Source organism: Pseudonocardia oceani, from assembly GCF_019263585.2.
Lineage (GTDB): Bacteria > Actinomycetota > Actinomycetes > Mycobacteriales > Pseudonocardiaceae > Pseudonocardia > Pseudonocardia oceani.
This window is the reverse complement of sequence record NZ_JADQDF010000001.1, coordinates 3,662,147-3,688,128: the sequence shown is the minus strand read 5'-3', so window position 1 is coordinate 3,688,128 and position 25,982 is coordinate 3,662,147. Positions and strand designations below refer to the sequence as shown.

Sequence of the window (25,982 nt, the reverse complement as noted above, 5' to 3'; positions counted from 1 at the left end):
ATGCGGCGTGCGAGTGCAGCGGTGGCCGTGGCCGCCGCGCTGGTCCTGGTCGGTTGCGCCGGCCCCTCGTCCGAGTCCGTGGCGGGCGGCGGCGCGGGCACGGCCCCGGCCGGTGGCGCCGAGGGCGGGCCGTCCACGCCGGTCCGCACCGGCGTGCCGGAGCTGCAGGTCAGCGAGGTCGCGGGCGGGTTCGCCAACCCGTGGGACGTCGGCGTGCTGCCCGACGGCTCCGTGCTCGTGCCCGAGCGCGACGGCAGGCTCAGCCTGCTGTCGGGCACCACCCCGGGCGCCGTCGTCACCCCCGTGGCCGCCGACTTCTCCGACGTCCTCGCCCAGGGCGAGGGCGGGCTGCTCGGGATGGTCGTGCACGACGACTTCGCCGAGACGCGCCGCTTCACGACCTGTCAGACCCACGTCGAGGGCACCACGCCCACCGACGTCCGGCTGATCACCTGGGAGCTCGCGGCCGACGGGGCGTCGGCGCGGCGCGTCACCGACCCGCTGGTCGGCGGCCTGCCGATCAACCCGTCGGGCCGGCACTCCGGCTGCCGCCCGACCCTGGCCGCCGACGGCGCGCTGCTGGTCGGCACCGGCGACACCGCGCGTGGCGCGATCCCGCAGGACCTGACGTCGCTGGGCGGGAAGGTGCTGCGCGTCGACCTCGCCACCGGCGGTCCCGCCGAGGGCAACCCGTTCGCCGACGCCGACAACCCGGCCCAGCGCCTCGTCTACACCTACGGGCACCGCAACGTGCAGGGCGTCGCGGTCGACGCGGCGGGCGAGGTGTGGACCGCCGAGCACGGCCCGAGCACCGACGACGAGGTCAACCGGCTGCAGGCGGGCGGCAACTACGGCTGGGACCCGAGCCGGGGCGGCACCGTCGGCGGCTACGACGAGTCGGTGCCGATGACCGACCTCGACCGCTTCCCCGACGCCGTGCCCGCCGCGTGGAGCTCGGGCCGCCCGGTGGAGGCGGTGTCCGGCGCCGCGTTCCTGGCCGGCGGCCGGTGGGGCGACCTCGACGGCACGCTCGTCGTCGGTGCGCTGCGCGGGGAGAAGCTGCTGTTCATGACCCCCGAAGGCGCGTCGATCACGGAGGTCGGCGTACCCGAGGCGCTCGACGGCACCTACGGGCGGCTGCGCGCGGTGCGTCTGGCCCCGGACGGCGCGCTGCTGGTCAGCACGTCGAACGGCAGTGACGACAAGATCCTGCGGGTCGATCCGGTCTAGGTGCCGTAGCGCACCGCGGCCCGCTCCCGCGCCTTCGCCGCCTCCACCTCGCGGTCCTTGGGCGGGGCGGAGGTGACGAGGGAGTCGAGCAGCTCGCGGGTGGCCGCCTCGACGGCCTGCACGGCGCGGGCGAACGCGGCCTCGTTGGCGGCCGACGGCTTCGCCGCCCCCGACACCTTCCGCACGTACTGCAGGGCAGCACCGGAGACCTCGGCATCGGTGGCGGGGGGCTCGAAGTTGTGCAGGACGCGGATGTTGCGACACATGCACCCGTTACTACCGCACTCCGGAGCCGGAACGCACTCCCCGAGGGGACTCGAACGGCGTTCCGGCTCCGACGTGCGATCCGGTGGGCCTAGACGAGTAAGTCCTAACGGCGTGGCACCCACGAAGGTGGACGGAGGGTGTTGAAGGTCAGTGTGTGACGACCAACCTCAACACCCTCCTGACCGCACTTTACGTCAAGATCGATGACTATCTCGGGCGCCGCACCCGCACCGGGAGACCACCGAAACTCTCCGACGCCGAACTGCTCACCCTCGCCGTCGCCCAGGTCCTGCTCGGCGTGCGGTCCGAGGCCCGGTGGCTGCGGTTCGTGCCCACACACCTGCCCGGCGCGTTCCCCTACCTGCCCGGCCAGTCGGGCTACAACAAGCGTCTACGCGCGGCGTTGCCCCTGATCAAACAGCTGATCCGGGTACTGGCCACCGACACCGATCTATGGGCCGACCCGGTCTGGGTCGTGGACTCCACCCCGGTCGAGTGCGCCCGTTCCCGCCCCACGGTCAAGCGCTCCAACCTCGCCGGCTGGGCCGGCTACAGCTACTGCGCCTCGCACTCACGGTTCTTCTGGGGACTGCGCCTGCACCTGATCGCCACCCCGTCCGGGCTGCCTATCACCTGGGCCCTGGCCGACCCCAAGATCGACGAACGCCAGGTGCTCATTGCCGCACTGGACCACGACCACACTCTGACCGCCGACCGGCCCGGACTCACCATCATCGCCGACAAGGGCTACGTGTCCCGCGAACTCGACACCTACCTCGCCGAACGCGGTATTGCACTACTGCGACCGTCCTACCGCAACCGCACCCCGCATCCAGCCGAGCATCTGCTCAAACCCGTCCGCCAACTCGTCGAATCGATCTTCGACACCCTCAAAGGACAGCTCGACCTGGAACTACATGGCGGACGCACCATCGACGGGGTCGGCGCCCGGATCGGACAACGCCTCCTCGCCCTGACCGCCGCGATCTGGCACAACCGGGCCACCGGCCAACCGATCACCCGCTCCCTGACCGCCTACGACCACTGATCGCATTCGGACTTACTCGTCTAGAGGACGCGCATGTTCCCGTCGAGCGTGCCCTCCGCCTGCCTGCGGTTGAGCACGGCGAGCCTCGTGAAGCTGTTGTCGAAGCTCTCCTGCGTCAGGCCGCGCTCCCGGTACTCGCCGGCCAGCTGGCGGGCGCCGTCCGGGATGCTCCACTTCGCCTCGAAGTCGAGCTCCTTGCGGGCGCGGGAGAAGTCGACGCGGTAGCTGCGGGGGTCGTTGCCCGCCTCGCCGGTGATGTTGAGGGTGGAGCCCGGCACGGCGTCGATCACGGCCTGCGCGATCTCGGCGACGGTGCGGTTGTTCTTCTCCGAGCCCACGTTGAACGCGCGGGCGCGCACGACGTCGGCCGGGGCGGCCAGCGCGGCGACGACGGCACCGGCGATGTCCTCGGCGTGGGCCAGCGGGCGCCAGGGGGTGCCGTCGGAGAGCACGGTGACCTCGCCGGTGAGGATCGCGCGTCCGACGAGGTTGTTGAGCACGATGTCGGCGCGCAGGCGCGGGGAGAACCCGAACGCGGTGGCGTTGCGCAACGAGACCGGCACGAAATCGGAGTCGGCCAGCTCGGCGAGGTCGTCCTCGACGCGGACCTTGGAGATCGCGTACGGGGTGACGGGCTTGAGCGGCGCGTCCTCGTCGACGAGGTCGTCGCCGGACTGCGCGCCGTAGACCGAGCAGGTGGAGGCGTAGGCGAAGCGCTGCACGCCCGCCTCCTTGGCCAGCCGCGCGAGCCGCGTCGACGCGTGGTGGTTGATGTCGTAGGTGATCTCCGGGGCCAGCGAGCCCAGCGGGTCGTTCGACAGCGCCGCCATGTGGACGACGGCGTCGAACCCGGCCAGTTGCTCGACGGTGACGTCGCGCAGGTCGGTGGTCAGTCCCTCGACGTCGGGGCGGTCGAGCCCGCCCAGGATGCAGTCGGCGAACAGGCCGGAGTCCAGGCCCGTCACCTCGTGCCCGGCCGCGGCCAGGATCGGGGCCATCACGGTGCCCAGGTAGCCCTGGTGGCCGGTCAGCAGAACACGCACGTCGGAGATCTCCTCGGGTCGATCGGGGGGTGGAAGTGCTAGTCGACCGGGTCGGGCCCGGTCAGCGGTGCCACGCCGAGCACCAGCTTGGACACGTGGAAGGCCTCGGCGTACCGGGCGTGGCACTGCACGCCCCGGATCCGCGCGAGGCCGGCGAACGTCTCGGGGTCGAACCAGCTGCGGTCGCGCTGGCTGCCGTAGTGCTCGTGCAGCTTCGCGACCTTCTCCCGCAGCACCGGCTCCGCCAGCGGCAGGTAGGCGGTGGGCTGGCGCAGGTCGCCGTCCCACTTGAGGATCTCGTAGCCCAGCGCCAGGTGGTCGCGGAACACGGTGGGGACGAGCTCGGCGAGCGTGCGGTGGTCCTGGTGCGCGTCGTGCGGCGACGGCGCGAACACGAGGTCGGGCTCACCGTGCGCGCGGAGCTCCTCCAGCGAGAGCTTGGCGCGCTCCCAGCGGGTGGGGACGCGGCCGTCGGGCAGGTCGAGGACCGAGACCTCCAGGCGCGCACCCGGGCAGAACGCCGCGAGCGCGGCCCGCTCCTCCTCCTCGCGCAGCGACCCGCCGCCGGTGAGGACGAGCGCGGTCACCGCGATGCCGGGGTGGGAGCGGCACAGCTCCAGGAGCGCACCGCCGGCACCGATCGCGATGTCGTCGCAGTGGGCGCCCAGGAGCAGCATCCGGTCGAGACGCTCGGGCAGGAGGCTGAGCACGCCGGTCAGTGTCCCACGGACGGACGAACGCGCTCACCGGCGGTGAGCCGGGTCAGCGGCTCGACAGCTTGGCCAGGCGCGTCGGGGTGGGCCAGCGGACGTCGTGCGCCCAGCCGAACCGCTCGAAGATCCAGATGACGCGCGCGGAGATGTCGATCTGGCCGGGCAGCACGCCGTGCCGCGCGCAGGTCGGGTCGGCGTGGTGCAGGTTGTGCCACGACTCGCCCATCGACAGCACGGCCAGCGGCCAGAAGTTGCGCGAGCGGTCGCGCGAGCGGAACGGGCGCTTGCCGACCATGTGGCAGATCGAGTTGATCGACCACGTCACGTGGTTGGAGATCGCGAGGCGCACCAGCCCTCCCCAGAAGAAGCCGGTGACCGCACCCTGCCACGACCACGTCACCAGGCCGCCGATCAGCGCCGGGAGCAGCAGGCTGACCGCGACCCACAGGCCGAACGTCCGCGCGACGCGCACGATGGCGCGGTCGGCGAGCAGGTCCGGGATGAACCGGGCGTGGTTGGTCTCGTTGCGGTCGAAGAACCAGCCCATGTGCGCGTGCAGGAAGCCCTTGGCGACGGCCGCGGGCGAGGTGCCGAACGCCCACGGCGAGTGCGGGTCGCCCTCCTTGTCGGAGAACGCGTGGTGGCGGCGGTGGTCGGCCACCCAGTTGAAGACGTTGCCCTGCACGGCCAGCGAACCGGTGATCGCCATGACGACGCGCAGCCACGGCTTGGCCTTGAACGCCTTGTGCGTGAAGTGCCGGTGGAACCCGACGGTGACGCCCAGGACGGCCAGCACGTAGAAGACCCCCAGCAGCGCGAGGTCGTGCCAGCCGACGCCCCAGCCCCAGGCCAGCGGCACGGCCGCGACGAGCGCGATCATCGGCCCGCCCACGAACACGTAGATCATCGCGTGCTGGAAGCGGGTGCGCTGCCCCCCGAGCACGGGGTTGGGGCCCTCCCGCAGCGGATCGGGTACGGCCTGGGCAGTGATCGACATGCGGCTCCTCGGTTCGGCAGGTGGCCGTCGTCGGCGGCCACATCCGCTTCCGAGGGTAGGTCGCGCTCCCCCGGATGCGCAGCACCGGGAACGGAAACTCCCGGCGAAACGGTCCGGGCGGAGCGATGGCCGGGGGCGGTGGCCTCGGCAGACGGCGGAGCCGGACGTGCCAGGATGGAGGCCTGTCCGCCGTGGTGTAAGGGCAGCACTGCTGATTTTGGTTCAGTAGGTCCAGGTTCGAATCCTGGCGGCGGAGCAGGACCCGTCCCCGGACACGACGAAGGGCGGACGACCGTGGTCGTCCGCCCTCCCGCCCGTCCCGCTCAGCGACCGCCCGGTCGCGGCGGCGGGGTCGGCTCGGGCCGACCGTTCCCCGTGCACCTCATGCCGATCTCCTCCGTGGAGCCCCTCGTGACCGTCCTCATTCGAGGCCGGCGTCCAGCGTGATCGTGGTGCCGGCCAGCGCCTTGCTGACCGGGCAGCCCTCCTTGGCCTTCTGCGCGGCGGCCTCGAAGCCGGCCGCGTCGAGGCCCTCGACCTCACCGCGCACGGTGAGCGCGATGGAGGTGATGGCGAAGCCGCCGTTGGCCTCGTCCGGGCCGAGCGTCACGTCGGCGGTGACGTCGAGCGACTGCGGGGTGCCACCGGCCTCGGCGATGAACGCCGACAGCTGCATCGCGTAGCAGCTGGAGTGCGCCGCCGCGATGAGCTCCTCCGGGCTGGTGGTGCCGCCCGCGTCGTCCGCCGCGCGCTTGGGGAAGCTCACGTCGTAGGTGCCGACCTTGCTGCTGCTCAGCTCGACCTGCCCCGACCCGTTCTCGAGCGTGCCGTTCCAGGCCGTGCGTGCGGTGCGCATGGGCATACCGGTGAACCTCCGTGTTCGTCTGCCGTCTCGTCCCTCAACGCCTGTGGGTGCCCGGTCATCCGCTTTCTCACGCAGTGTGAGACGACCGGTCGGAGATCGACGGCGAACGGGTGAACGGCGGAGATCGGCGGCGGCGCACCCCGAACCGGTGACGGACCGCCGTTCAGCGGTCGAGCGGCTGGTCCGGGTCGGTACTCAGTGGACGGTCAGCGGACCTCGACCCGGTCGCCCGGCTCCAGGAACTCGAACCACGCCTCGGCGTCCTCGTAGGCCATGCGGACGCAGCCGGCCGACTGCGTGTGCAGGTTGCCCTCGTGGAACGCCACCCCGCCGGCCGCGAAGAACACCGCGAACGGCATCGGCGCGTTGTTGAACTCGGCGCTGCGGTGGTCCTTGTTCTTCCACTCGACGCTGAACACGCCGCGCGGGGTCTCCCGGCCCTCGCCGCCCGTGCTGATCTGCACCGGCCCGCGGACGACCTCGCCGTCGTCGATCAGCCAGGCCTGCTTGCCGTCGATGTCCACGCACGCGCGGGTGGACTCGGAGCAGGGAGTGCCGTCGACCGTCCCCTCGCCGGCGGTCGCCGTCCCCACCACGCCGAACGTGGCCAGCCCGGCGACGGCGAGCGCCACCGCGAGCCGGGTCCGGAACGAAACGCTCTTGCTGTGCGCACCCATCGACGTCCTCATCACCCACGTGCCTCGCGGGGCCGGTTCGTCGTGCCGCGCGTCCGATCGGCCCAACGAGCGAGGACCACGGGGGTTACTCACCGCTACCGCACCGTGACCTCGTGACGTTCGCGGCTGGTCCGGGGCGGCACGCGGGGCACGACGTAGGATCCCGGGGTACTCCGGTCCGGTGCCGCCCCCGCGGCCCGGACCGGATCGCCAGTCGACCAGGGAGCCGCTCCCATGCCCGTCCCCGTCCCCCCGGTGACCGCACCCGTGACGCCCCCGCCGTCGGCGGCGATCGTCCTGGCCGCCGGCCGCGGCACCCGGATGCGCTCGGCCACGACCAAGGTGCTGCACGCGATCGGCGGTCGCACGCTGCTCGGGCACGCCGTCCACGCCGTCGCCGCGCTCGACCCCGCGCACCTCGTCGTCGTGCTCGGCCACGACCGCGAGCAGGTCACCGCCGCCGTCGGCGGCCTCGGCGACGAGCTCGGCCGCCCGGTGCACGTCGCCGTCCAGGACCGCCAGCTCGGCACCGGGCACGCCGTGTCCTGCGGGCTCGACGCACTGCCGCCCGACCTCACCGGTCCGGTGCTGGTCTCCAGCGGCGACGTCCCGCTGCTGGAGACGCCGACGCTGCACGCGCTGCTCGCCGAGCACGCCGTCGCCGGCGCCGCGGTCACCGTGCTCACCACCGAGCCCGCCGACGCGTCGGGCTACGGCCGGGTGCTGCGCGACGTCGACGGTGCCGTCACCGCGATAATCGAGGAGCGCGACGCCACCGCCGGGCAGCGCGCGATCCGCGAGATCAACTCCGGGGTCTACGTCTTCGACGCCGCGTTCCTGCGCTCCGCCGTGCCGCGGCTGAGCACCTCCAACAGCCAGGGCGAGCTGTACCTCACCGACCTCGTCGCGCTGGCCCACACCGACGGCGCCGTCGCCGCGGCCGTCGTGTGCGAGGACGCGTGGCAGGTGGCGGGCGTCAACGACCGCGTGCAGCTCGCCGCCCTGCGCGCCGAGCTGAACCGCCGGGTGCTCGTGCACTGGATGCGCGAGGGCGTCACCGTCGTCGACCCGGCCACGACCTGGGTCGACGTGCAGGTCCAGCTCGCCGCCGATGTCACGCTGCACCCCGGCACGCAGCTGCACGGAGTGACCTCGGTCGACGGCGGCGCGGAGATCGGCCCCGACACCACGCTCACCTCGTGCGAGATCGGCGCCGGCGCCACGGTGGTCCGCACGCACGGCAGCGAGTCGGTGATCGGCGCAGGCGCGTCCGTCGGCCCGTTCGCCTACCTGCGCCCCGGCGCGCGGCTGGGCGACCGCGGCAAGATCGGCACGTTCGTCGAGGTCAAGAACGCCGACATCGGCGCCGGCACGAAGGTCCCGCACCTGACCTACGTCGGCGACGCCACGATCGGCGAGCACAGCAACATCGGCGCGTCGTCGGTGTTCGTCAACTACGACGGCGTGCGCAAGCAGCGCACCGTCGTCGGCTCGCACGTCAAGACGGGGTCGGACAACACGTTCGTCGCCCCCGTGCAGGTCGGCGACGGCGCCTACACCGGCGCCGGCACGGTCGTGCGCGACGACGTCCCGCCGGGGGCGCTGGCCGTGTCGGCCGGATCGCAGCGCACCATCGAGGGGTGGGTGGAGCGCAAGCGCCCCGGCACCCCGGCCGCCGAGGCCGCCGCCCGGGCGTCCTCGGTCAACTCTTCCAACGGAGGCACCCAGCGGTGAGCGCCATGTCGGCAACGCCCAAGAAGAACCTGATGCTCTTCTCCGGGCGGGCCCACCCCGAGCTCGCCGAGCAGGTCGCCAAGCACCTCGACGTCACGATCACGCCGCAGTCGGCGTACTCGTTCGCCAACGGGGAGATCTTCGTCCGGTTCGAGGAGTCGGTCCGCGGCTGCGACGCGTTCGTGCTGCAGAGCCACTCCGCGCCGATCAACGACCAGATCATGGAGCACCTGATCATGGTCGACGCGCTCAAGCGCGCCTCGGCGAAGCGGATCACCGTCGTCATGCCGTTCTGGGGCTACGCGCGCCAGGACAAGAAGCACCGCGGCCGCGAGCCCATCTCCGCCCGGCTCATCGCCGACATGTTCCTCGTCGCCGGGGCCGACCGGATCATGACCGTCGACCTGCACACCGCCCAGATCCAGGGCTTCTTCGACGGTCCGGTCGACCACCTCTTCGCCCTCCCGGTGCTCGCCGAGTACATCAAGCGCACCTACGCCGACCGCGAGCTCGCCGTCGTCTCCCCCGACTCCGGCCGCGTCCGCCTGGCCGAGCGCTGGGCCGAGACCCTCGGCGGCACCCCGCTGGCCTTCATCCACAAGACCCGCGACCCCCGCAAGCCCAACGAGGCCGTCGCCAACCGCGTCGTCGGCGACATCGACGGCCGCACCTGCGTCGTCATCGACGACATGATCGACACCGGCGGCACGGTGGCCAAGGCCGTCGAGGCCCTCCTGGCCCAGGGCGCCCGCGACGTGATCGTCGCCGCCACCCACGGCGTCCTGTCCGGCCCCGCCACCGAGCGCCTCAGCACCTGCGGGGCCCGTGAGGTGGTCTTCACCGACACCCTCCCGATCCCCGACGAGAAGCGGTTCCCGGCGATGACGGTCCTCTCGATCGCCCCGCTCCTGGCCCAGGCCATCCACCAGGTGTTCGACGACGGGTCGGTCACGAGCCTGTTCGACGGCAACGCCTGAGCCACCCACCCGCCGCCCCCACCCGGCCACGGCGTATCGTCCTCTCCAGTTCCGCGGCGAGGGCGGGTGTCCTTCTAGCCCGCCGTGATCGACGCTGACCCGGTCCTCCCGGTCGGCATCGCTGCGCGCACACACCGCATCCGCTGATCGAGGAGAAGTACCGTGGCCGAGGCCCGAATCGACGCCGAGACCCGCACGGAGTTCGGCAAGGGCGCCGCCCGCCGCACCCGCCGTGCCGGCAAGATCCCCGCCGTGCTCTACGGGCACGGCACCGACCCGCAGCACCTCTCGCTCCCGGAGCTGGAGTTCAAGCGCGTGGTCCGCGAGCAGGGCCGCAACGCGGTCCTGACGCTGAACATCGGCGGCACCCCGCAGCTCGCGCTGACCAAGACGGTCGTGCAGCACCCGATCCGCCCCTACATCGAGCACGTCGACCTGCTGGTGATCCGCCGCGGCGAGAAGGTCGAGGTCGAGGTCCAGGTCATCATCTCCGGCTCGGCCGCCCCCGGAACCCTGGTCACGCAGGAGCTCAACACCCTGCTCGTCGAGGCCGACGTCTCGTCGATCCCGGAGACCATCGAGGTCTCGGTCGACGGCCTGCCGATCGGCACGCAGATCCTGGCCGGCTCGCTGACGATGCCCGCCAACACCGAGCTGAAGACCGACCCCGAGGGCCTGGTGGTCAACGTCAACGCGGCGCCGACCGAATCCGACATGGAGGCCGAGGTCGACGTCGAGGGTGCCGGCGTCGTCGAGGACGCGCCGGAGACCGAGGCCGACGAGGACTCCTCCGCCGAGGCCGGCTCCGAGGAGTCGTCCGACGACGAGAAGTCCGAGAGCTGACGTGGCGCCGGGTCCCGCCCTGGTGGTCGGGCTCGGCAACCCCGGCCCGGACTACGCCGAGACCCGGCACAACGTCGGCTTCCGCGTCGTCGACCTCCTGGCGGCGCGGGCCGGCGGGGGCCGGTTCTCCAAGCACCGCAGCAACGCGGACGTCCTGGAGGGCCGGCTCGCCGGCCGCCGGGTCGTGCTGGCCAAGCCGCGCACGTACATGAACGTGAGCGGCGGGCCGGTCGCGAACCTCGCGAAGTACTTCTCCGTGCCCGTCGAGGACGTCGTCGTCGTGCACGACGAGCTCGACCTCGGCTTCGGCGTGGTCCGCCTCAAGCGCGGCGGCGGCGAGGGCGGGCACAACGGCCTGCGGTCGATCACGTCGTCGATCGGCACGCGCGACTACCTGCGCGTCCGCTTCGGCATCGGCCGCCCGCCCGGCCGCCAGGACCCCGCCGACTACGTGCTCAAGCGGTTCTCCGGAGCGGAGACCAAGGAGCTGGAGTTCGCGGTCGACCTGGCCGCCGACGCCGTCGAGGCGCTGCTCGCCGACGGCCTCGAGCCGGCGCAGAACCGGTTCCACGCCCTCTCGGGCTGACCCTCCCGGCTCAGACCCGCGCCCGCAGCAGCTCCCCCGTCGCCGCCCGCCGGAGCTTGCCCGACGGGGTCTTGGGCAGGCTGCCCGGCCCGAGCACGACGACCTCCGCGGGCCGCACCCCCACCGCCGAGACGACGCGCGACGTCACGTCCTTGCGGATCGCCTGCTCGGCCGCCGGGTCGCCCGCCTTGCGCGACTCCACCGCGACCAGGAACGACTCGCGGTGCCGCCCGGTCTCCGCGCCGGCGAACATCCGCACCGCCACCACGTTGCCCGCGCGCACCTCGCCCGCCTCGGCCGCGGCGCGCTCGATGTCGGTCGGGTAGATGTTGCGCCCGCCCATGATGATCACGTCCTTGCGACGCCCGCACACGACGACCTGCCCGTCGGCGACGTAGCCCTCGTCGCCCGTGTCGAGCCAGCCGTCGGCGTCCTGCGTGGCGACCGGGCCGTCGACGGTCAGGTAGCCCGGCGTCACCGACTCCCCGCGCAGGTGGATCACCCCCACGCCGCGCTCGCCGAGCACCGCTCCGTCGTCGCCCACGACCTTGACCTCGATGCCGGGCAGCGGCGGGCCCAGGCGCGGGAAGCGCCGGGTCGGGCCGTAGGTCGCGGGGGCGGCGATGCGGTGCGCCTCGAGCTGGTCGGCGTCGACGTGGTCGACCTGCAAGCCGGTGTCGATCGGCGCGAACGACACCCCGAGCGCCGTCTCGGCCATCCCGTACGCGGCGAGGACGGCGTCGGCCCGCAGCCCGAACCGCGCACCCGACGCGACGAACGCGTCGACCGCGTCCGGGTCGATCGGCTCGGCGCCGTTGAGGGCGATGCGCAGCGACGACAGGTCGAGCGGGCCCTCGGCGCGGGCGAGCTGGCGCCCGAGCACGGCGTAGGCGAAGTTCGGGGCGGCCGTGACGGTGCCGCCGTACTTCGAGATCAGCTCGGCCCACAGCAGCGGGCGGGTGAGGAAGTCGACCGGCGTGACCGTGACCAGCTCCAGCCCGGTGGACATGGGGATCGTCAGGAACCCGACCATGCCCATGTCGTGGAACAGCGGCAGCCACGACACCATCACGTCGCGCTCGATGTCCAGGCGCGAGGCCTCGACCATCCCGCGGATGTTGGCGAAGAGGTTGCGGTGGGTGATGCGGACGGCCTTGGGCTCCGCGGTGGAGCCGCTGGTGAGCTGCAGCAGGGCGGTGTCGTCCTCGCCGGCGACGTCGGCATCGGGCTCGACCGGCTCGCCGTCGAGCGAGTCGATCGTGCGGAACGCGATGCCGCGCTCGGTGAGGACGGGCGCGAGGGCGTCGAACGGGGCGCCGAGCAGGACCAGCTCCGCGCCGATCATCCCCAGGACGGAGACGGTGTCCTCGGCCCAGGCGGCGAGGTCGGTGCGGGCGGTGGGCTGGTGCAGCATCGTGACGCTGCCGCCGCACAGCCACACGGCCTGCGCGGCCGGGGCGATCGCGGCGGGCTCCCCGGCGAGCACGCCGACGGCGGCGCCCGGCGACACCTCCGCGCGCAGCGCGCCGGCCATCCGCCGGGCCTGGTCGTGCACCTCGGGCCAGGTGCGCCGGACGGGGGTCTTCGGCTCCCCGGTCGTCATCGCGCGGGGGGAGCCGGCGGCGGACTCCAGCAGCATCGCCAGGAACCGGGACATACCGGGAGCCTACGTGCTCAGGGCACCCCGGGTGATCCGTAGCACCACGGGTGCTGCTCGCAGGCTTTGCTCTGAGCACCCATGCGCAACGGGCCGGGTGGTGCGTATCGGTGCTCAGAGCAAAGCGGGGCGGGCACTACCATCGGCAGCCGTGTCCGACGCCGCCCTGCCGCCCTCGCCCGTCACCGCCGCCGTGCAGGCCGCGCTCCCGGGGGCCCGCGCCGACCTCGAGCGCCTCGTGCGCATCCCGAGCATCTGGGCCGACCCGTCCCATGCCGACGACACCCGCCGCAGCGCCGACGCCGTGGCCGACCTCGCGCGCGCGGCCGGGGCCGCCGACGTCGGCGTGATCGCGGTCGAAGGGGGCGCCCCCGCGGTCCTCGCGCACTGGCCCGCCCCCGAGGGCGCGCCGACGGTGCTGCTCTACGCCCACCACGACGTCCAGCCCACCGGCGGCGACGACGAGTGGACGAGCCCGCCGTTCGAGCCGACCGAGCGCGACGGACGCCTCTACGCCCGCGGCGCCGCCGACGACAAGGCCGGCGTCATGACCCACCTCGCCGTCCTGCGCGCCTTCGACGGCCGCCCGCCCGTCGGGGTGACACTGTTCATCGAGGGCGAGGAGGAGTCGGGCTCGCCGACGCTGTCCGCGCTGCTGCGCGAGCACCACGACGCGCTGGCCTGCGACGTCATCGTCATCGCCGACGCCGGCAACCCCGCCATCGACGTCCCGGCGCTGACGACGAGCCTGCGCGGCCTGGTCGACGTCGTGATCGAGGTGTCGATGCTGGAGCGCCCGGTGCACTCCGGGGTCTACGGCGGTCCGGTCGGCGACGCGCTCACCGCGCTGTGCCGCACGCTCGCGAGCCTGCACGACGACGACGGCGAGGTCGCCGTGCCCGGCCTGGTGCACGGCCGCTCCGACGCCCCGGAGTTCGACGAGGCCACCTTCCGCTCCGACGTGGGCCTGCTCGAGGGCGTCGACCTGATCGGCTGCGGCACCATCCCGGAGCGCTCGTGGAACAAGCCCGCCGCGGCGGTGCTGGGCATCGACGCACCGCGCGTCGACGACTCGTCCAACGTCCTGCTCCCCCGCGCCCGCGCCGCGGTGAGCCTGCGCCTGGCCCCGGGCGACGACGCCGCAAAGGCGCGCGACGCGCTCACCGAGCACCTGCGCGCGCACGTGCCGTGGGGCGCCCGCGTCGACGTCCGCCCGCACCACGGCACGGCCGAGCCGTTCAGCATCGACGCCACCGGCGCCGCCTACGACGCCGCCCGCCGCAGCTTCGCCCACGCCTTCGGCAACGACGTCGTCGAGACCGGGATCGGGGGCTCCATCCCGTTCATCGCCGAGTTCGCGCGCACCTTCCCGGGCGCCGCCGTGCTCGTCACCGGCGTCGGCGACCCGGCCAGCCGCTGGCACGGCATCGACGAGAGCCTCGACCTCGGGATGTTCGGCCGCGGCGTGCTCGCCGAGGCCCTCCTCCTGGCCGACCTCGCCGGCAGCCGTCCGGGGGCGCCCACCACGATCCCGATCGCGGTCGACGACTGACCGCAAGGGGTCCACTCTGGTCGGGTGATCCACGCACGCGGGCTCGCCCGCAGCTTCAGGACCCGCCGCGGCACGGTGGACGCCGTGTCCGGCGTCGACATCGACGTCTCCGCGGGCGAGCTCGTCGGCTTCCTCGGCCCGAACGGCGCCGGGAAGTCCACCACCCTGCGGATGCTCACGACGCTGATCCACCCCACCGCGGGCACGGCCACGGTGGCGGGCCACGACCTGCTCACCGAGCCCGTCGCGGTGCGCCGCAAGATCGGTTACGTCGGCCAGAACGGCGGCGCCGGGCCCGACTGCCGCGTCGGCGAGGAGCTGGTCCTGCAGGGCCGCCTCTACGGGCTCTCGGCCGTCGACGCCGCCCGGCGCGCCGGCGAACTGGTCCGCGACCTCGACCTCACCGGCCTCGAGACCCGCGTCGTCTCCACGCTCTCGGGCGGGCAGCGCCGGCGCCTCGACATCGCCATGGGCCTCATGCACCTGCCCACGCTGCTGTTCCTCGACGAGCCCTCCACCGGCCTCGACCCGCAGAGCCGCGCCAACCTGTGGGGCCACATCCGCGGCCTGCACGCCGAGCACGGCACCACGCTGTTCCTCACGACGCACTACCTCGACGAGGCCGACGCCCTCTGCGACCGGATCCTCGTCATCGACCAGGGCCGGATCGTCGCCGAGGGCACCCCCGACGCCCTCAAGCGCCGCGTCTCCGGCGACCTCGTCCTCGTCGGCACCACCGACCCGTCCCGGACCGCGCAGCTCGTGGAGCGCCTGGGCACCGAGCTCACCATCGACGGCCCCTCGGTGCGGTTCCGCGTCGACGACGGCGCGTCGGTGCTGCCCGGCCTGCTGCGCGAGCTCGACGCCGCAGGCATCACGATGACCTCGGTCGAGGTCCGCCGCCCCAGCCTCGACGACGTCTTCCTCACCCTCACCGGCCGGTCGCTGCGCGAGGACGCCCCGAACCCCGAGCCCGCGGAGATCCCGTCGTGACCGTCGCCACCGAGACCTGGCTGATCTTCCAGCGCTCCATGCGGCAGTCGCTGCGCAACCCGTTCTGGGTCGTCATCGGGATCGTGCAGCCGTTCCTCTACCTCGCGCTGTTCGGCCCGCTGCTCATCCCGATCGTGCAGAGCACCCCCGGCTTCCCGCCCGGCGACGCCTGGCAGGTGCTGGTGCCGGCGCTGCTCATCCAGCTCGGGCTGTTCGGCGGGCTGTTCGTCGGCTTCTCGATCCTCACCGAGTTCAAGGCCGGGGTCGTCGAGCGGATGCAGGTGACGCCGGTCAGCCGCGTCGCGCTGCTGCTGGGCCGGGCGCTCAAGGAGACCGCCGTCCTGCTCACCCAGGGCGTCCTGCTGACGGTGCTGGCGATCCCGTTCGGGCTGCGCGCGCCGGTCGGCGGCGTGGTCGTGGGCCTGGCCCTGGTGGCGGTCCTCGGCTTCGCGGCGTCGTCGGCGTCCTACGCGCTGGCGCTGCGGGTCAAGACCGAGGAGGCGTTCCTGCCCATCGTGCAGTCGGTGTTCCTGCCGCTGCTGCTGCTCTCGGGGATCCTGCTGCCGATGTCGATCGCGCCGGCGTGGCTGTTCGCGCTGTCGCGGGTGAACCCGTTCGTCTACGTCGTCGACGCCACTCGGGCGGTGTTCGTCGGGGACCTGTTCTCGGCGACCGCGCTGGTGGGGATCGGGGTGGCGCTCGTGCTGGCCGCCGCGTCGCTGCTGTGGGGGGTGCGCACGTTCCAGCGGGAGAGCGCCTGATCACCGCACCGCCGTGCCGCAGGACGTGAGGGGTACCGACCCGCCGCCGTCGAACGGCGGGCCGGCGCCTCGGTGTGCGTGCTCCCCAGCAGGGGTCCCCCGACCCCCTCGCACGACCACCACGCTAGGCGGTGGTGATCACGCGCGCCTCGGTCGAAAGTCTGATCCTCACGGGCCGATCAGCCCTCGGCGAGCTCCGCCGCCTCGAGCCAGGCCTGCTCGACGCCCTCGATCTCGGCGTCGACGTCCTTGAGCTCGGCGTTGAGCGTCTGGAGCCGGTCGGGGTCGGTGGCGGCCTCGGCCAGCGCGGCGTGCAGCTTCTCCTGCTTCTGCGTCAGCGCCGTCATGCGCCGCTCGATGCGCTGCAGCTCCTTGCGGGCCGCGCGCTGGTCGGCCGCGCCGGACGCCGGCCGGGAGACCGGCGCGTCGGCGGTGCTGGCCGTGAGCCCGTTGACCTGGTCACCCGACCGGGCGCGCCGCGTCAGGTACTCCTCGATGCCCCCGGGCAGGTGGGTGATCTTCCCGTCGCCGAAGAGCGCGACGACCGTGTCGCAGGCGCGCTCGAGCAGGTACCGGTCGTGGCTGACGACGACGAGCGTGCCCGGCCAGCCGTCGAGGAGGTCCTCCAGGCGGGACAGGGTGTCGACGTCCAGGTCGTTCGTGGGCTCGTCGAGCAGCAGGACGTTGGGCTCGGCCATGAGCAGCCGGGTGAGCTGCAGGCGGCGGCGCTCGCCGCCGGAGAGGTCACCGACCGGCGTCCACTGCCGCGACGCGGGGAACCCGAGCCGCTCCAGCACCGAGGACGCCGTGAGCTCCAGCTTGCCCAGCCGCACGTACTTGGCCACCTGCTCGGTGGCCTCCAGCACGCGCATGTTCTTCGGCAGGTCCACCAGCTCCTGGCTCAGCTCCGCGAGCTGCACCGTGGTGCCGGTGACGAGCCGTCCGCCGTCGAGCGGGCGCTCGCCGGTGAGGCTGCGCAGCAGCGTGGTCTTGCCGGAGCCGTTGACGCCGACGATCCCGATGCGGTCGCCCGGACCCAGGCGCCAGGTGACGCGGTCGAGCAGCGTGCGCCCGGCGACGACCGCCGTGGCGTCCTCCAGCTCCAGCACCGTCTTCCCGAGCCGGTTGGTGGCGAAGCCGAGCAGCTCGACGGTGTTGCGCGGCGGCGGCACGTCGGCGATCAGGGCCTCGGCGGCCTCGATCCGGTACCGCGGCTTGGACGTGCGCGCGGGCGGGCCGCGCCGCAGCCACGCCAGCTCCTTGCGCGCCAGGTTCTGCCGCTTGGCCTCGGCGGAGTCGGCCTGGCGGGTGCGCTCGGCGCGGGCGAAGATCCAGTCGGCGTAGCCGCCGAGGTAGCTCTCCACCCGCCCGTTCGCGACCTCCCAGGTGCGCGTGCAGACCGCGTCGAGGAACCAGCGGTCGTGCGTGACGACCAGGACGGCGCAGCGCCGCGAGATCAGGTGCCCGGCGAGCCAGGTGATGCCCTCGACGTCGAGGTGGTTGGTGGGCTCGTCGAGGACGACCAGGTCGGGGTCGCCGACGAGCGCCGCGGCCAGGGCGACGCGGCGCTTCTCGCCGCCCGACAGGCCGTCGGTGGTGCGGTCGAGGTCGCCGATGCCCAGGCCGTCGAGGACGTCGCGGACCTTGGCGTCGGCCGCCCACTCGTGGTCGGCCGCGCCCTCCCAGGCGGCGAGCACGACGTCCCGGACGCGGGCGCCCTTGGGCAGCGCGTCGCCCTGCACGAGGTGGGCGAGGTTGAGGTCGCCCAGGCGGCTGACGCGGCCGCCGTCGGGGGCGCGGACGCCGGTGACGATGTCGAGCAGCGTGGTCTTGCCGCCGCCGTTGAGGCCGACGACGCCGACGCGCTCCTCGCGCTCGACGCCGAGCGACACGGCGTCGAGCAGCACCCGCGACGCGTCGCCGGGGACGTGGGCGGTGACGGCCTCGAGGTTGACGAGGTTCTGCTGGCGGGGCGGCATCAGGCACGCACCGACGGCCAGCTCGTGGGCGGCGCGGGTTCCTCGACGACGCGCGCGCCGGGCACCGGCCCGTGGGCCACGCGCACCGTGCGGCACACGCCGAGCCCGGCCAGCTCCGCCGCGACCTCCATCGCGGCCTCCGGGTCCGTGCACAGGAACGCGGTGGTGGGGCCGGAGCCGGACACGATCCCGGCCAGCGCCCCGGCGTCGACGCCCGCGCGCAGCGTGCGCCGCAGCTCCGGCACCATGCTGACGGCCGCGGCCTGCAGGTCGTTGCCCAGCGAGAGCGCGAGCTGCCGCGGATCGCCGCCGGCGATGGCCTCCAGCACCGGCTCCACGGGACGGTCGACGGGCTCGGCGTCGCCGCGCAGGCGGTCGAGCTCGCCGAACACCTTGGGCGTCGACAGCCCGCCGCGGTGCAGCGCGACCACCCAGTGCAGCGGGTGGCGCGACAGCACCGGCGCGATCCGCTCGCCGCGGCCGGTACCCAGCGCCGTGCCGCCGTAGAGCGCGAACGTGACGTCGCTGCCCAGCTCGGCGGCGATCGGGGCCAGCTCGTCGCGGGTGAGGTCGAGCTTCCACAGCGCCGACAGCCCGACGAGGGTGGCCGCGGCGTCGGCGCTGCCGCCCGCCATGCCTCCGGCGACCGGGATGCCCTTGCGCAGCACCAGGTTGACGTCGGGCTCGCGGCCCGCCCGCTCGGCCAGGCTCTGCACCGCGCGCCAGGCGAGGTTCGTCTCGTCGGCGGGCACCTCGCTGACGCCCTCGCCGAACACCTCGATGCCCGGCTCGCCCTGGGTCACGCTCACCTCGTCGAACAGGCTCACCGCGTGGAAGACCGTGACGAGGTCGTGGAAGCCGTCCTCGCGCACCGGGCCCACGGCCAGATGCAGGTTGATCTTGGCGGGGACCCGGACGGTGACCGGGGGCGGGACGGCGGACAGCACCCGTCAACCCTACGGGCAGCGGCGCGCGCGGGTGGCGCCGCCGCTACCCGACGGGCGTGACGGTGGTCGCGTCGGCGTCCCGGGCGCGGGCCAGGTGCCGCGGCAGGGCGAAGCAGAGCGCCGCCACGAGGCCGATCAGCACCACGCCCGCGGGCAGCAGGAGCGCCTGCGCCATCGCGGTGGCGAAGCCCGCGTGCAGCGGCTCGGGCAGCTGCGCGATCGTCTCCGACGCCCCGCCGCCGGGCGCCGCGGGCAGGTTCGCCGCGAGCCGCGAGGCGATCAGCACCGCGATGGCCGCGCTGCCCAGGACCGCGCCGACCTGGCGGGTCGTGTTGTAGACCCCGGAGCCCGCCCCGGCGTCGGCGGGCGGGAGGTTGCGCGTGGCGGTGGTGGAGACCGGCGCCCAGACGAAGCCGTTGGCCACGCCGAGCAGGGTGATCGGCAGCAGCAGCTGCCAGATCGGGGTGTCGGGGCCCATCACGGCGGCGAGCCACACCAGCGACACCGACCACGACGCCAGCCCGATCCCGGCGAGCACCCGCGGGTGCATGCGGTCGGTCAGGCCGCCGACGAACGGGGCCAGGACCCCGGACACCACGGCCATGGGCACCAGCAGCAGCGCCGACCCGGTCGGGCTGAGCCCGAGCACGGCCTGGGCGTAGAACAGGATCGGGAAGACCATCGCGGTGACGGTGAAGCCGACCGTGGTGATCACGACGTTGGCCAGGCTGAAGTTGCGGTCGCGGAACAGCCCCAGGCGCACGAGCGGCTCGGCCGGGCCGCGCGCCTGCCAGACCACGAACGCCACCAGGACCACGACGCCCGCGCCGATGAGCGACCACACCGAGACCGGGCCTGCGATCGTGCCCCAGTCGTAGGCCTGGCCCTCCTGGATGCCGAACACCAGCAGGAACATGCCGACGGCGCTGAGCGCGACGCCGACGAGGTCGAAGCGGCGCACGTGCGTCGGCAGCCGGGGGACGAGCCGCACGGCGAGCAGGAACCCGACCACGCCCACGGGCACGTTGATGAAGAAGATCCACTCCCAGCCGAGGCCGTCGACCAGCACCCCGCCCAGGATCGGCCCGACGAGCGTGGCGACGCCGGCGACGGCGCCCCACAGGCTCATCGCGCGCCCGCGGTTCTCGGCGGGGAAGGTCCGGGTGATCACGGCCATCGTCTGCGGCGTCATGAGCGCGGCGCCCAGGCCCTGCACCACCCGCGCGGCGATGAGCCCGCCGAGCGTGCCGGTGAGCCCGCACCACAGCGAGGCGAGCGTGAAGACCACGAGACCGACCAGGTACACCCGGCGCGGGCCGAAGCGGTCGCCGAGCCGGCCGGTGACCAGCAGCGGCACCGCGTAGGCCAGCAGGTAGGCGCTGGTGACCCAGACGACCGCGTCCACGCCGACGCCGAGGTCGGCCATGATCGCGGGCGTCGCGACCGAGACGATGGTGGAGTCCACCAGGATCATGAAGAACCCGAGGACGAGCGCCCAGAGCGCCGGCCACGGGTTCGCCGGAGTCCCCTCCGCGCCCCGTACGGGCTGCCGCGTGGTCATGTCCGGAGTATCAGCCGGGCCCGGGGAGCCGACAACTCGACCCCGGCCGGGGCGGGGACGATCCGGTCAGACGGCGGCGAGGCGGGCGAAGTCCTCGATGCCCAGGCGCTCGGCGCGGGTCATCGGGTCGATCCCGGCCGCGCGCAGCGCCTCCTCGGCGGCCGCGGGCGAGCCGGCCCACCCGGACAGCGCGCTGCGCAGCGCCTTGCGCCGCTGGGCGAAGGCCGCGTCGATCAGCGCGAACACGGCGACGCGGTCGCCGGGCGGGGGCTCGCGGCGGTCGAAGGCCAGCAGCCCGGAGTCGACGCCGGGCACCGGCCAGAACACCGCGCGCGGCACCGGACCCGCGCGGCGGGCGGCGGCGAACCAGGCGAGCTTCGCGCTCGGCACCCCGTACGCCCGGCTGCCCGGCCCCGCGGCGAGGCGCTCGGCCACCTCCGACTGCACCATCACCAGGCCGCGGCGCAGCCCGGGGAGCTCGGCGAGCAGGTGCAGCACGACGGGCACGCCGACGTTGTAGGGCAGGTTCGCGACCAGCGCCGTGGCACCCGGCAGCTGCGCCGCCCCGACGCGCAGGGCGTCGGCGGTGACGACGGTGAGCCGGTCGGCCAGCGTCGGCGCGCGGTCGGCGACGGTGGCGGGCAGGCGCGCGGCGAGCACCGGGTCGATCTCCACGGCGTGCACGCCCGCGACGGCGGGCAGCAGCGCGAGCGTGAGCGACCCGAGGCCGGGGCCGACCTCCACCACGACGTCGTCGGGCGCGAGCTCGGCCGCCTTCACGATGCGGCGCACCGTGTTGGGGTCGTGCACGAAGTTCTGCCCGAGCTTCTTGGTGGGGCGGACCCCCAGCTCGTCGGCGAGGGCCCGCACCTCCGCGGGGCCGAGCAGTCGGGAGGGTCCGGTCGCTGCCCCGTCGGTCGCTGGCCCCTTGGTCACTGCCCCATCATCGGGGCAGGCCGAGCTTGCGCGAGCAGGCGGGCCAGGCGCCGTAGCCGCCGCGGTCGTCGCGGACCTTCGTGGCGATCGCGATCTGCTCCTCGCGGCTGGCCTGGTGCGGCAGGTCGGCGTACTCGCCGCCGCCGTAGGCCTGCCAGGTGGAGCGGTCGAACTGCAGGCCGCCGTAGTAGCCGTTGCCCGTGTTGATCGCCCAGTTGCCGGTGGCCTCGCACTGCACCAGCCGGTCCCAGACACCGCCGTCGGACACGGCCGGGGCCTGCGGGACGTCGTCGTTGGTGCCGACGCGCACGATCCGCGGCGTCGGGGGCGTCGTCGACCCGGCGCGCACCTGCACGCGGCGCACCTCCTGGCCGTTCTGCACGAAGACGCGGACGACGGCGGTCTGCTCGCCCGGGGTGCCCGGGTCGACGACCTCGCGCTCGCCGCGCGGCATCTCCGGGTCCTCGACGACCTCCTCGGGCGGCGCGATGGTGCGGGTCTCGATGACCTCGCCCTCGCCGTTGCGCACGATCTGCACCGCGGTGCCGTCGGCCAGCGCGGTGTCGGGGCTGGGGACCGAGACGTCGTCGGGGCCGAGCGTGACGCCCTGCTCGGCGAGCAGGCCGGCGACCGTGCCGGCCGAGGTCGTGACGGGCACCTGCGCGGCCGACCCGTCGGCCAGCGAGACCGTGCGCGGGATGTTGAGCTCCAGCGCGAGGCCCGACAGCGGGATCGTCGCGTCCGGGGAGGTCGACATCTGGATCGGCGCGGCGTCCATGCCGAGGCTGGACAGCGCCTCCTGCACGGACGCGGCCGTCGTCCAGACCTGCCGCTCCTGGCCACCCTCGACGAGCGTCAGCGGGCGGGCGCGGTTGACGATGATGTAGTCGCCGTCGGCGACGTCGGTGGGCAGCGCGGGCTGCACGCGGTCCTGCGGGCTCGGGACCATGCCGGCGGCGGCGAGCGCCCCGGCGACGTCACCGGCGAACGTGTGGAGCGTGCGCTCCTGACCGTCGACCGAGAGCACGACGGCCTTGTCCATCGCCAGCGCACCGGCCCCGCCGCCGACGAGGGCGAGCAGGACCGCCAGCACCGTGGCGCGGACGCCGATGCGGGCCGTGCGGGCGCCGCGGGGAGCAGGGAGGGCGGGGACGGGCCTCGCGACGGCGGCGGGGGCTGCGGCGAGGGCCGGCGCGGGGGCGGGAGCCGGCTCCTCCACCACGACCGCGGCGAACTGCTCGGTGTGCGGCTCGTCGACCTCGGTGTCGGCAGGAGCCTCGGCGGGGGCCGGCGCCTCGGGCGCCTCGACCACCGCGAGCGGCCCGGTCAGCCCCTCGTCGAGCAGGAGCGGGGCCATCGGCCCGGTGAGCTCCTCGGGGCGCTGGTCGTCCCGGACGATCGTGATCGGGCCGGTCGGGGGCAGCGGCTCGATCTCCGGGATGCCGAGCAGGCGCATCCGGACCGGACGGCCGATGACCGGCGCGTTCTCGATCTCGGGGACGGCCGACGGCTCCGGGAAGACCTCCGCGGTGCCGAACCAGCCGTCGTCGTCGAGGGGCAGCGAGCCGGGGTGTCCGACGGACACCGGCTCGGGGGACACGAACTCGCCCACGCGGGCGAGTGCGGCACGGCGTCGCGCACGCGCGGATACGTCGACCACACCGATCCTGACCTCGACGGACCCGGGCAGGGGAGGAGTCACCGGCCGCGGTGGTCCGGGGGCGACGTGCTGGGGGAGCGCCTCGGACCACCGCGACCGCTGTGCTGGGGAGCGTTCCCCACCCCGGTTGAGCGATCACGGAACCGTAACGGGCGGTGAGCGAACGAACCGGCCCGCGACACACCGTGAGCGCCGAGTGGCCGCTCCGCTACGCCGAACGTGCGTCGTCTACGCCGGGCGTGCCGCTGGATGCGGTGGGTGGCAGCTCAGCGAACCGGAACACCCGCTCGGCGTTGCGCCGTGCGGCGTCGGCGACCTCCTCGGCCGTGACCCCGCGCAGGGCCGCGATCCCGCGCACCGTCCAGGGCAGGCAGAACGGCTCGTTGGCGCGCCCGCGGTGCGGGTGCGGGGTGAGGAAGGGGGCGTCGGTCTCCACGAGGAACGCGTCCTCGGGCACCAGCACCGCCGCTTCCTGCAGGTCGCGGCTGTTCGTGAAGGTCACGGGCCCGGCGAAGGACAGCACGTACCCGGCGTCGACGCACTCGCGCGCCATCGCCGCGTCGCCGGAGAAGCAGTGGAACACCACCGTCTCCGGGGCGCCCTCCTCGCGCAGCACGCGCAGGACGTCGGCGTGCGCGTCGCGGTCGTGGATCATCAGCGGCTTGCCCAGGCGCTTGGCCAGGTCGATGTGCCAGCGGAACTCGCGCTCCTGGGCGTCGTGCGGGGAGTACTGCCAGTAGTGGTCGAGTCCCGTCTCCCCCACCGCGACGACGCGCGGGTCGCGCGCCAGCGCCTCGATCTCGGCCCGCTCCGCGTCGGTGACGGCGGCGGTGCGCGTGGGGTGCAATGCCACGGCGGCGGTGACGCGCTCGTCCCAGTGGGCGGCGCGGACGGCGAACCGGGCGCCGTCGAGGTCGTCGGCGATCGTCACCGCGCGCGTGACGTTCACGGCCTCGGCGCGGTCCATCGCCGCCCGAACGTCCTCGGCCGTGACGCAGCCGCAGGCGTCGAGGTGGGTGTGGGAGTCGACGGTCGGAACGCCGAGCGGCTCGGGCGGCTCCGGGGCCGCCCGCCGCGCGTGCCCGCTCACGGGCGGACGATCGGGGCCCACTCCGGCCCGGTCTCGCCGAGCTCGGGGTCGAGCTTCGCGAACAGCGGGCTCGGCTTGCCCAGCGGCCGGCCGATCTCGATCGGCGTACTGCCCCAGCTCGCCTGCTCGCTCGCGTAGTCGCCGGTGAGCACCGGGTACGACGGGCCCTCGCCGAGCTCCTCGACCTCCCGGACCTCCGGCTGCGCCGCCCACACCCCGGTGCCGCCCAGCGCCTCGTGCACCTGCTGCGCGGAGTGCGGCAGGAACGGCGTGAGCAGCGTGTTGGCGTCCTGCACGACCTGCAGCGCGGTGTGCAGGATCGTGTCGCGCCGGTCGGGGTCGTCCTTGCGCTTCCAGGGCTCCTGGTCGCTCAGGTACCGGTTGGCCAGCGTGACGATCCGCATCGCCTCGCCCGAGGCCTGCTTGAACCGGTTGCGCGCCAGCAGCCCGCCCACGGTGTCGAAGCCGGCCCGCGCCGCGGCGAGCAGCTCGGCGTCGGCGTCGGTCGGGGCCGTCGGCTTCGGGATCGCGCCGACGTTCTTGTGGGCCATGGAGATCGAGCGGTTGACGAGGTTGCCCCACTCGTTGGCCAGCTCGAAGTTGGTGCGCCGGACGAACTCGTCCCAGGTGAAGTCGGTGTCCTGGTTCTCCGGACCCGCCGTGGCGATGAAGTAGCGCAGCGCGTCGGGCCCGAACTCCCGGAGGAAGTCGGTCACGTAGATGACGGTGCCGCGGCTGGTGGAGAACTTCGAGCCGCTCATCGTCAGGAACTCCGACGACACGACCTCGCTGGGCAGGTTCAGCGTGCCGAAGACGCCCGGCGAGCCGCCGCGGTCGCCCGCCCCGTTCTGGCCGAGCAGCAGCGCCGGCCAGATGATGGAGTGGAAGACGATGTTGTCCTTGCCCATGAAGTAGTAGGCCTCGGCCGACGGGTCGGTCCACCACTTCTTCCAGGCGTCGGGGTCCGGCCCGCGCCGCGCCCACTCCACCGAGGCCGACAGGTAGCCGATCACCGCGTCGAACCAGACGTAGAGCCGCTTCATCCCGTCCTCGCGCCAGCCCTCGAGCGGCACGGGGACGCCCCAGTCCAGGTCGCGGGTGATCGCGCGCGGCTTGAGGTCGTTGGCGAGGTTCGTCGCGAACTTGAGGACGTTGGGACGCCAGTCGGTGCGCGTGGACAGCCACGAGCCCAGCGAGTCGGCGAACGCCGGCAGGTCGAGGAAGAAGTGCTCGGTCTCGACGAACAGCGGCGTCTCGCCGTTGATCTTCGACCGCGGGTTCCTGAGGTCGGCCGGGTCGAGCTGGTTGCCGCAGTTGTCGCACTGGTCGCCGCGCGCGTGCTCGTAGCCGCAGATCGGGCAGGTGCCCTCGACGTAGCGGTCGGGCAGCGTCCGCCCCGTCGACGGGCTGATCGCGCCCATCGCCGTCCGCGTGAACACGTACCCGTTCTTGTGCAGCGCCAGGAACAGGTCCTGCACGACCTCGTAGTGGGTGCTCGTGGTGGTGCGGGTGAACAGGTCGTAGGACAGGCCCAGGCCCTGCAGGTCGTCGACGATCACGCGGTTGTACTTGTCGGCGAGCTGGCGCGGCGTGAGCCCCTCGGCGTCGGCCTGCACCTGGATGGGCGTCCCGTGCTCGTCGGTGCCGCTGACCATCAGCACGTCGTCGCCGACCATCCGCCGGTAGCGCGAGAACACGTCGGAGGGCACACCGAAGCCGGAGACGTGACCGATGTGCCGCGGGCCGTTGGCGTACGGCCAGGCCACGGCGGTCAGCACGTGGGAACTCATGGTGACCAGCGTATGCCGCCCCGCGTCCGCGCCCCCGCGAGGTCGGGCACGAAACGGACACGGAGGGTTCCCTCCC

23 protein-coding genes and 1 tRNA gene are annotated in these 25,982 nt (G+C 73.7%); 10 read left to right on the top strand and 14 right to left on the bottom strand.

The annotated features are described in order from the left end of the window. Nucleotides 1–1,230, top strand: coding sequence for a PQQ-dependent sugar dehydrogenase (locus I4I82_RS18555; protein ID WP_218594193.1), 1,230 nt, complete (start codon nt 1–3; stop codon nt 1,228–1,230). Here the strand turns inward: I4I82_RS18555 and I4I82_RS18550 are convergent. Next, nucleotides 1,227–1,496, bottom strand: coding sequence for a DUF2277 domain-containing protein (locus I4I82_RS18550; RefSeq protein WP_218594192.1), 270 nt, complete (start codon nt 1,494–1,496; stop codon nt 1,227–1,229). The two genes, I4I82_RS18555 and I4I82_RS18550, sit on opposite strands and share 4 nt — an antisense overlap. 155 nt (nt 1,497–1,651) lie before the next feature. On the opposite strand from I4I82_RS18550, the gene I4I82_RS18545 reads away from it, so the two are divergent. Continuing rightward, nucleotides 1,652–2,545: an IS982 family transposase gene (locus I4I82_RS18545; protein ID WP_218595225.1), complete on the top strand. Its 894-nt coding sequence runs from the start codon at nt 1,652–1,654 to the stop codon at nt 2,543–2,545. A gap of 20 nt (nt 2,546–2,565) precedes the next feature. On the opposite strand, the gene I4I82_RS18540 is transcribed toward I4I82_RS18545, so the two are convergent. From I4I82_RS18540 to I4I82_RS18530, 3 genes are read right to left on the bottom strand one after another with little or no spacing between them, the layout of a single operon-like run. Next, nucleotides 2,566–3,588 carry an NAD-dependent epimerase/dehydratase family protein gene (locus tag I4I82_RS18540; RefSeq protein WP_218593725.1) on the bottom strand — a complete coding sequence of 341 codons (1,023 nt, stop codon included), beginning with the start codon at nt 3,586–3,588 and terminating at the stop codon, nt 2,566–2,568. Nucleotides 3,589–3,626: 38 nt separating this feature from the next. Then, entirely contained in the window at nt 3,627–4,298 is a 672-nt protein-coding gene (locus I4I82_RS18535) for a PIG-L deacetylase family protein (RefSeq protein WP_226370129.1), read from the bottom strand. Between the two features lie 52 nt (nt 4,299–4,350). After that, complete coding sequence (locus tag I4I82_RS18530) at nt 4,351–5,298, bottom strand: acyl-CoA desaturase (RefSeq protein ID WP_218593726.1); 948 nt, start codon at nt 5,296–5,298, stop codon at nt 4,351–4,353. Between the two features lie 185 nt (nt 5,299–5,483). Here I4I82_RS18530 and I4I82_RS18525 point away from each other — a divergent pair. After that, nucleotides 5,484–5,554, top strand: a tRNA-Gln gene (locus I4I82_RS18525). Nucleotides 5,555–5,719: 165 nt separating this feature from the next. Here I4I82_RS18525 and I4I82_RS18520 read toward each other — a convergent pair. Continuing rightward, nucleotides 5,720–6,160 carry an OsmC family protein gene (locus I4I82_RS18520; protein WP_218593727.1) on the bottom strand — a complete coding sequence of 147 codons (441 nt, stop codon included), beginning with the start codon at nt 6,158–6,160 and terminating at the stop codon, nt 5,720–5,722. A gap of 209 nt (nt 6,161–6,369) precedes the next feature. Then, nucleotides 6,370–6,840 carry a L,D-transpeptidase gene (locus tag I4I82_RS18515; RefSeq protein ID WP_218593728.1) on the bottom strand — a complete coding sequence of 157 codons (471 nt, stop codon included), beginning with the start codon at nt 6,838–6,840 and terminating at the stop codon, nt 6,370–6,372. Between the two features lie 234 nt (nt 6,841–7,074). Between I4I82_RS18515 and glmU the strand changes: the two genes are divergently transcribed. The 4 genes from glmU (at nt 7,075) to pth (ending at nt 10,980) form a co-directional block, all read left to right on the top strand. Then, on the top strand, nt 7,075–8,574 hold the full coding sequence (gene glmU, locus I4I82_RS18510) for a bifunctional UDP-N-acetylglucosamine diphosphorylase/glucosamine-1-phosphate N-acetyltransferase GlmU (protein ID WP_218593729.1): 1,500 nt from the start codon (nt 7,075–7,077) through the stop codon (nt 8,572–8,574). 5 nt (nt 8,575–8,579) lie between these two features. Next, nucleotides 8,580–9,551 (top strand): ribose-phosphate diphosphokinase, encoded by a 972-nt coding sequence (locus I4I82_RS18505; RefSeq protein ID WP_218595899.1) that lies wholly within the window; start codon nt 8,580–8,582, stop codon nt 9,549–9,551. Nucleotides 9,552–9,713: 162 nt separating this feature from the next. Continuing rightward, the gene (locus tag I4I82_RS18500) at nt 9,714–10,394 is read left to right on the top strand and encodes a 50S ribosomal protein L25/general stress protein Ctc (RefSeq protein ID WP_218592237.1); all 681 of its coding nucleotides are present in this window, start codon (nt 9,714–9,716) and stop codon (nt 10,392–10,394) included. A 1-nt stretch (nt 10,395) separates the two neighbouring features. Further along, entirely contained in the window at nt 10,396–10,980 is a 585-nt protein-coding gene (gene pth / locus I4I82_RS18495; RefSeq protein ID WP_218592238.1) for an aminoacyl-tRNA hydrolase, read from the top strand. 10 nt (nt 10,981–10,990) lie between these two features. Here pth and I4I82_RS18490 read toward each other — a convergent pair whose 3' ends face one another. Further along, complete coding sequence (locus I4I82_RS18490) at nt 10,991–12,637, bottom strand: fatty acyl-AMP ligase (RefSeq protein ID WP_218592239.1); 1,647 nt, start codon at nt 12,635–12,637, stop codon at nt 10,991–10,993. Between the two features lie 151 nt (nt 12,638–12,788). Between I4I82_RS18490 and I4I82_RS18485 the strand changes: the two genes are divergently transcribed. The 3 genes from I4I82_RS18485 to I4I82_RS18475 are packed head-to-tail and all read left to right on the top strand — an operon-like array spanning nt 12,789 to nt 15,943. Beyond that, entirely contained in the window at nt 12,789–14,189 is a 1,401-nt protein-coding gene (locus I4I82_RS18485) for a dipeptidase (protein WP_226370128.1), read from the top strand. A gap of 24 nt (nt 14,190–14,213) precedes the next feature. After that, nucleotides 14,214–15,182 carry an ATP-binding cassette domain-containing protein gene (locus I4I82_RS18480; protein ID WP_218592240.1) on the top strand — a complete coding sequence of 323 codons (969 nt, stop codon included), beginning with the start codon at nt 14,214–14,216 and terminating at the stop codon, nt 15,180–15,182. Continuing rightward, nucleotides 15,179–15,943, top strand: coding sequence for an ABC transporter permease (locus I4I82_RS18475; RefSeq protein ID WP_226370127.1), 765 nt, complete (start codon nt 15,179–15,181; stop codon nt 15,941–15,943). The genes I4I82_RS18480 and I4I82_RS18475 overlap by 4 nt, the downstream gene beginning before the upstream one ends. Before the next feature lie 179 nt (nt 15,944–16,122). Here I4I82_RS18475 and I4I82_RS18470 read toward each other — a convergent pair whose 3' ends face one another. From I4I82_RS18470 to metG, 7 genes are all read right to left on the bottom strand, one after another. Next, nucleotides 16,123–17,922 carry an ABC-F family ATP-binding cassette domain-containing protein gene (locus I4I82_RS18470; RefSeq protein ID WP_218592241.1) on the bottom strand — a complete coding sequence of 600 codons (1,800 nt, stop codon included), beginning with the start codon at nt 17,920–17,922 and terminating at the stop codon, nt 16,123–16,125. Next, nucleotides 17,922–18,869, bottom strand: coding sequence for a 4-(cytidine 5'-diphospho)-2-C-methyl-D-erythritol kinase (locus I4I82_RS18465; RefSeq protein ID WP_218592242.1), 948 nt, complete (start codon nt 18,867–18,869; stop codon nt 17,922–17,924). The genes I4I82_RS18470 and I4I82_RS18465 overlap by 1 nt, the downstream gene beginning before the upstream one ends. A gap of 43 nt (nt 18,870–18,912) precedes the next feature. Further along, a complete protein-coding gene (locus I4I82_RS18460; protein WP_218592243.1) occupies nt 18,913–20,430 on the bottom strand; it encodes a DHA2 family efflux MFS transporter permease subunit in 1,518 nt (505 codons plus the stop codon). A gap of 66 nt (nt 20,431–20,496) precedes the next feature. Then, on the bottom strand, nt 20,497–21,366 hold the full coding sequence (gene rsmA, locus I4I82_RS18455; protein WP_226370126.1) for a 16S rRNA (adenine(1518)-N(6)/adenine(1519)-N(6))-dimethyltransferase RsmA: 870 nt from the start codon (nt 21,364–21,366) through the stop codon (nt 20,497–20,499). A 7-nt stretch (nt 21,367–21,373) separates the two neighbouring features. Continuing rightward, nucleotides 21,374–22,978 carry a resuscitation-promoting factor gene (locus I4I82_RS34640; protein WP_218595898.1) on the bottom strand — a complete coding sequence of 535 codons (1,605 nt, stop codon included), beginning with the start codon at nt 22,976–22,978 and terminating at the stop codon, nt 21,374–21,376. A gap of 256 nt (nt 22,979–23,234) precedes the next feature. Continuing rightward, nucleotides 23,235–24,116: a TatD family hydrolase gene (locus I4I82_RS18440; RefSeq protein WP_218592917.1), complete on the bottom strand. Its 882-nt coding sequence runs from the start codon at nt 24,114–24,116 to the stop codon at nt 23,235–23,237. Beyond that, nucleotides 24,113–25,906 (bottom strand): methionine--tRNA ligase, encoded by a 1,794-nt coding sequence (gene metG, locus I4I82_RS18435; RefSeq protein WP_218592916.1) that lies wholly within the window; start codon nt 25,904–25,906, stop codon nt 24,113–24,115. Before metG ends, I4I82_RS18440 begins: the two co-directional genes overlap by 4 nt. Between the last annotated feature and the right edge of the window lie 76 nt (nt 25,907–25,982).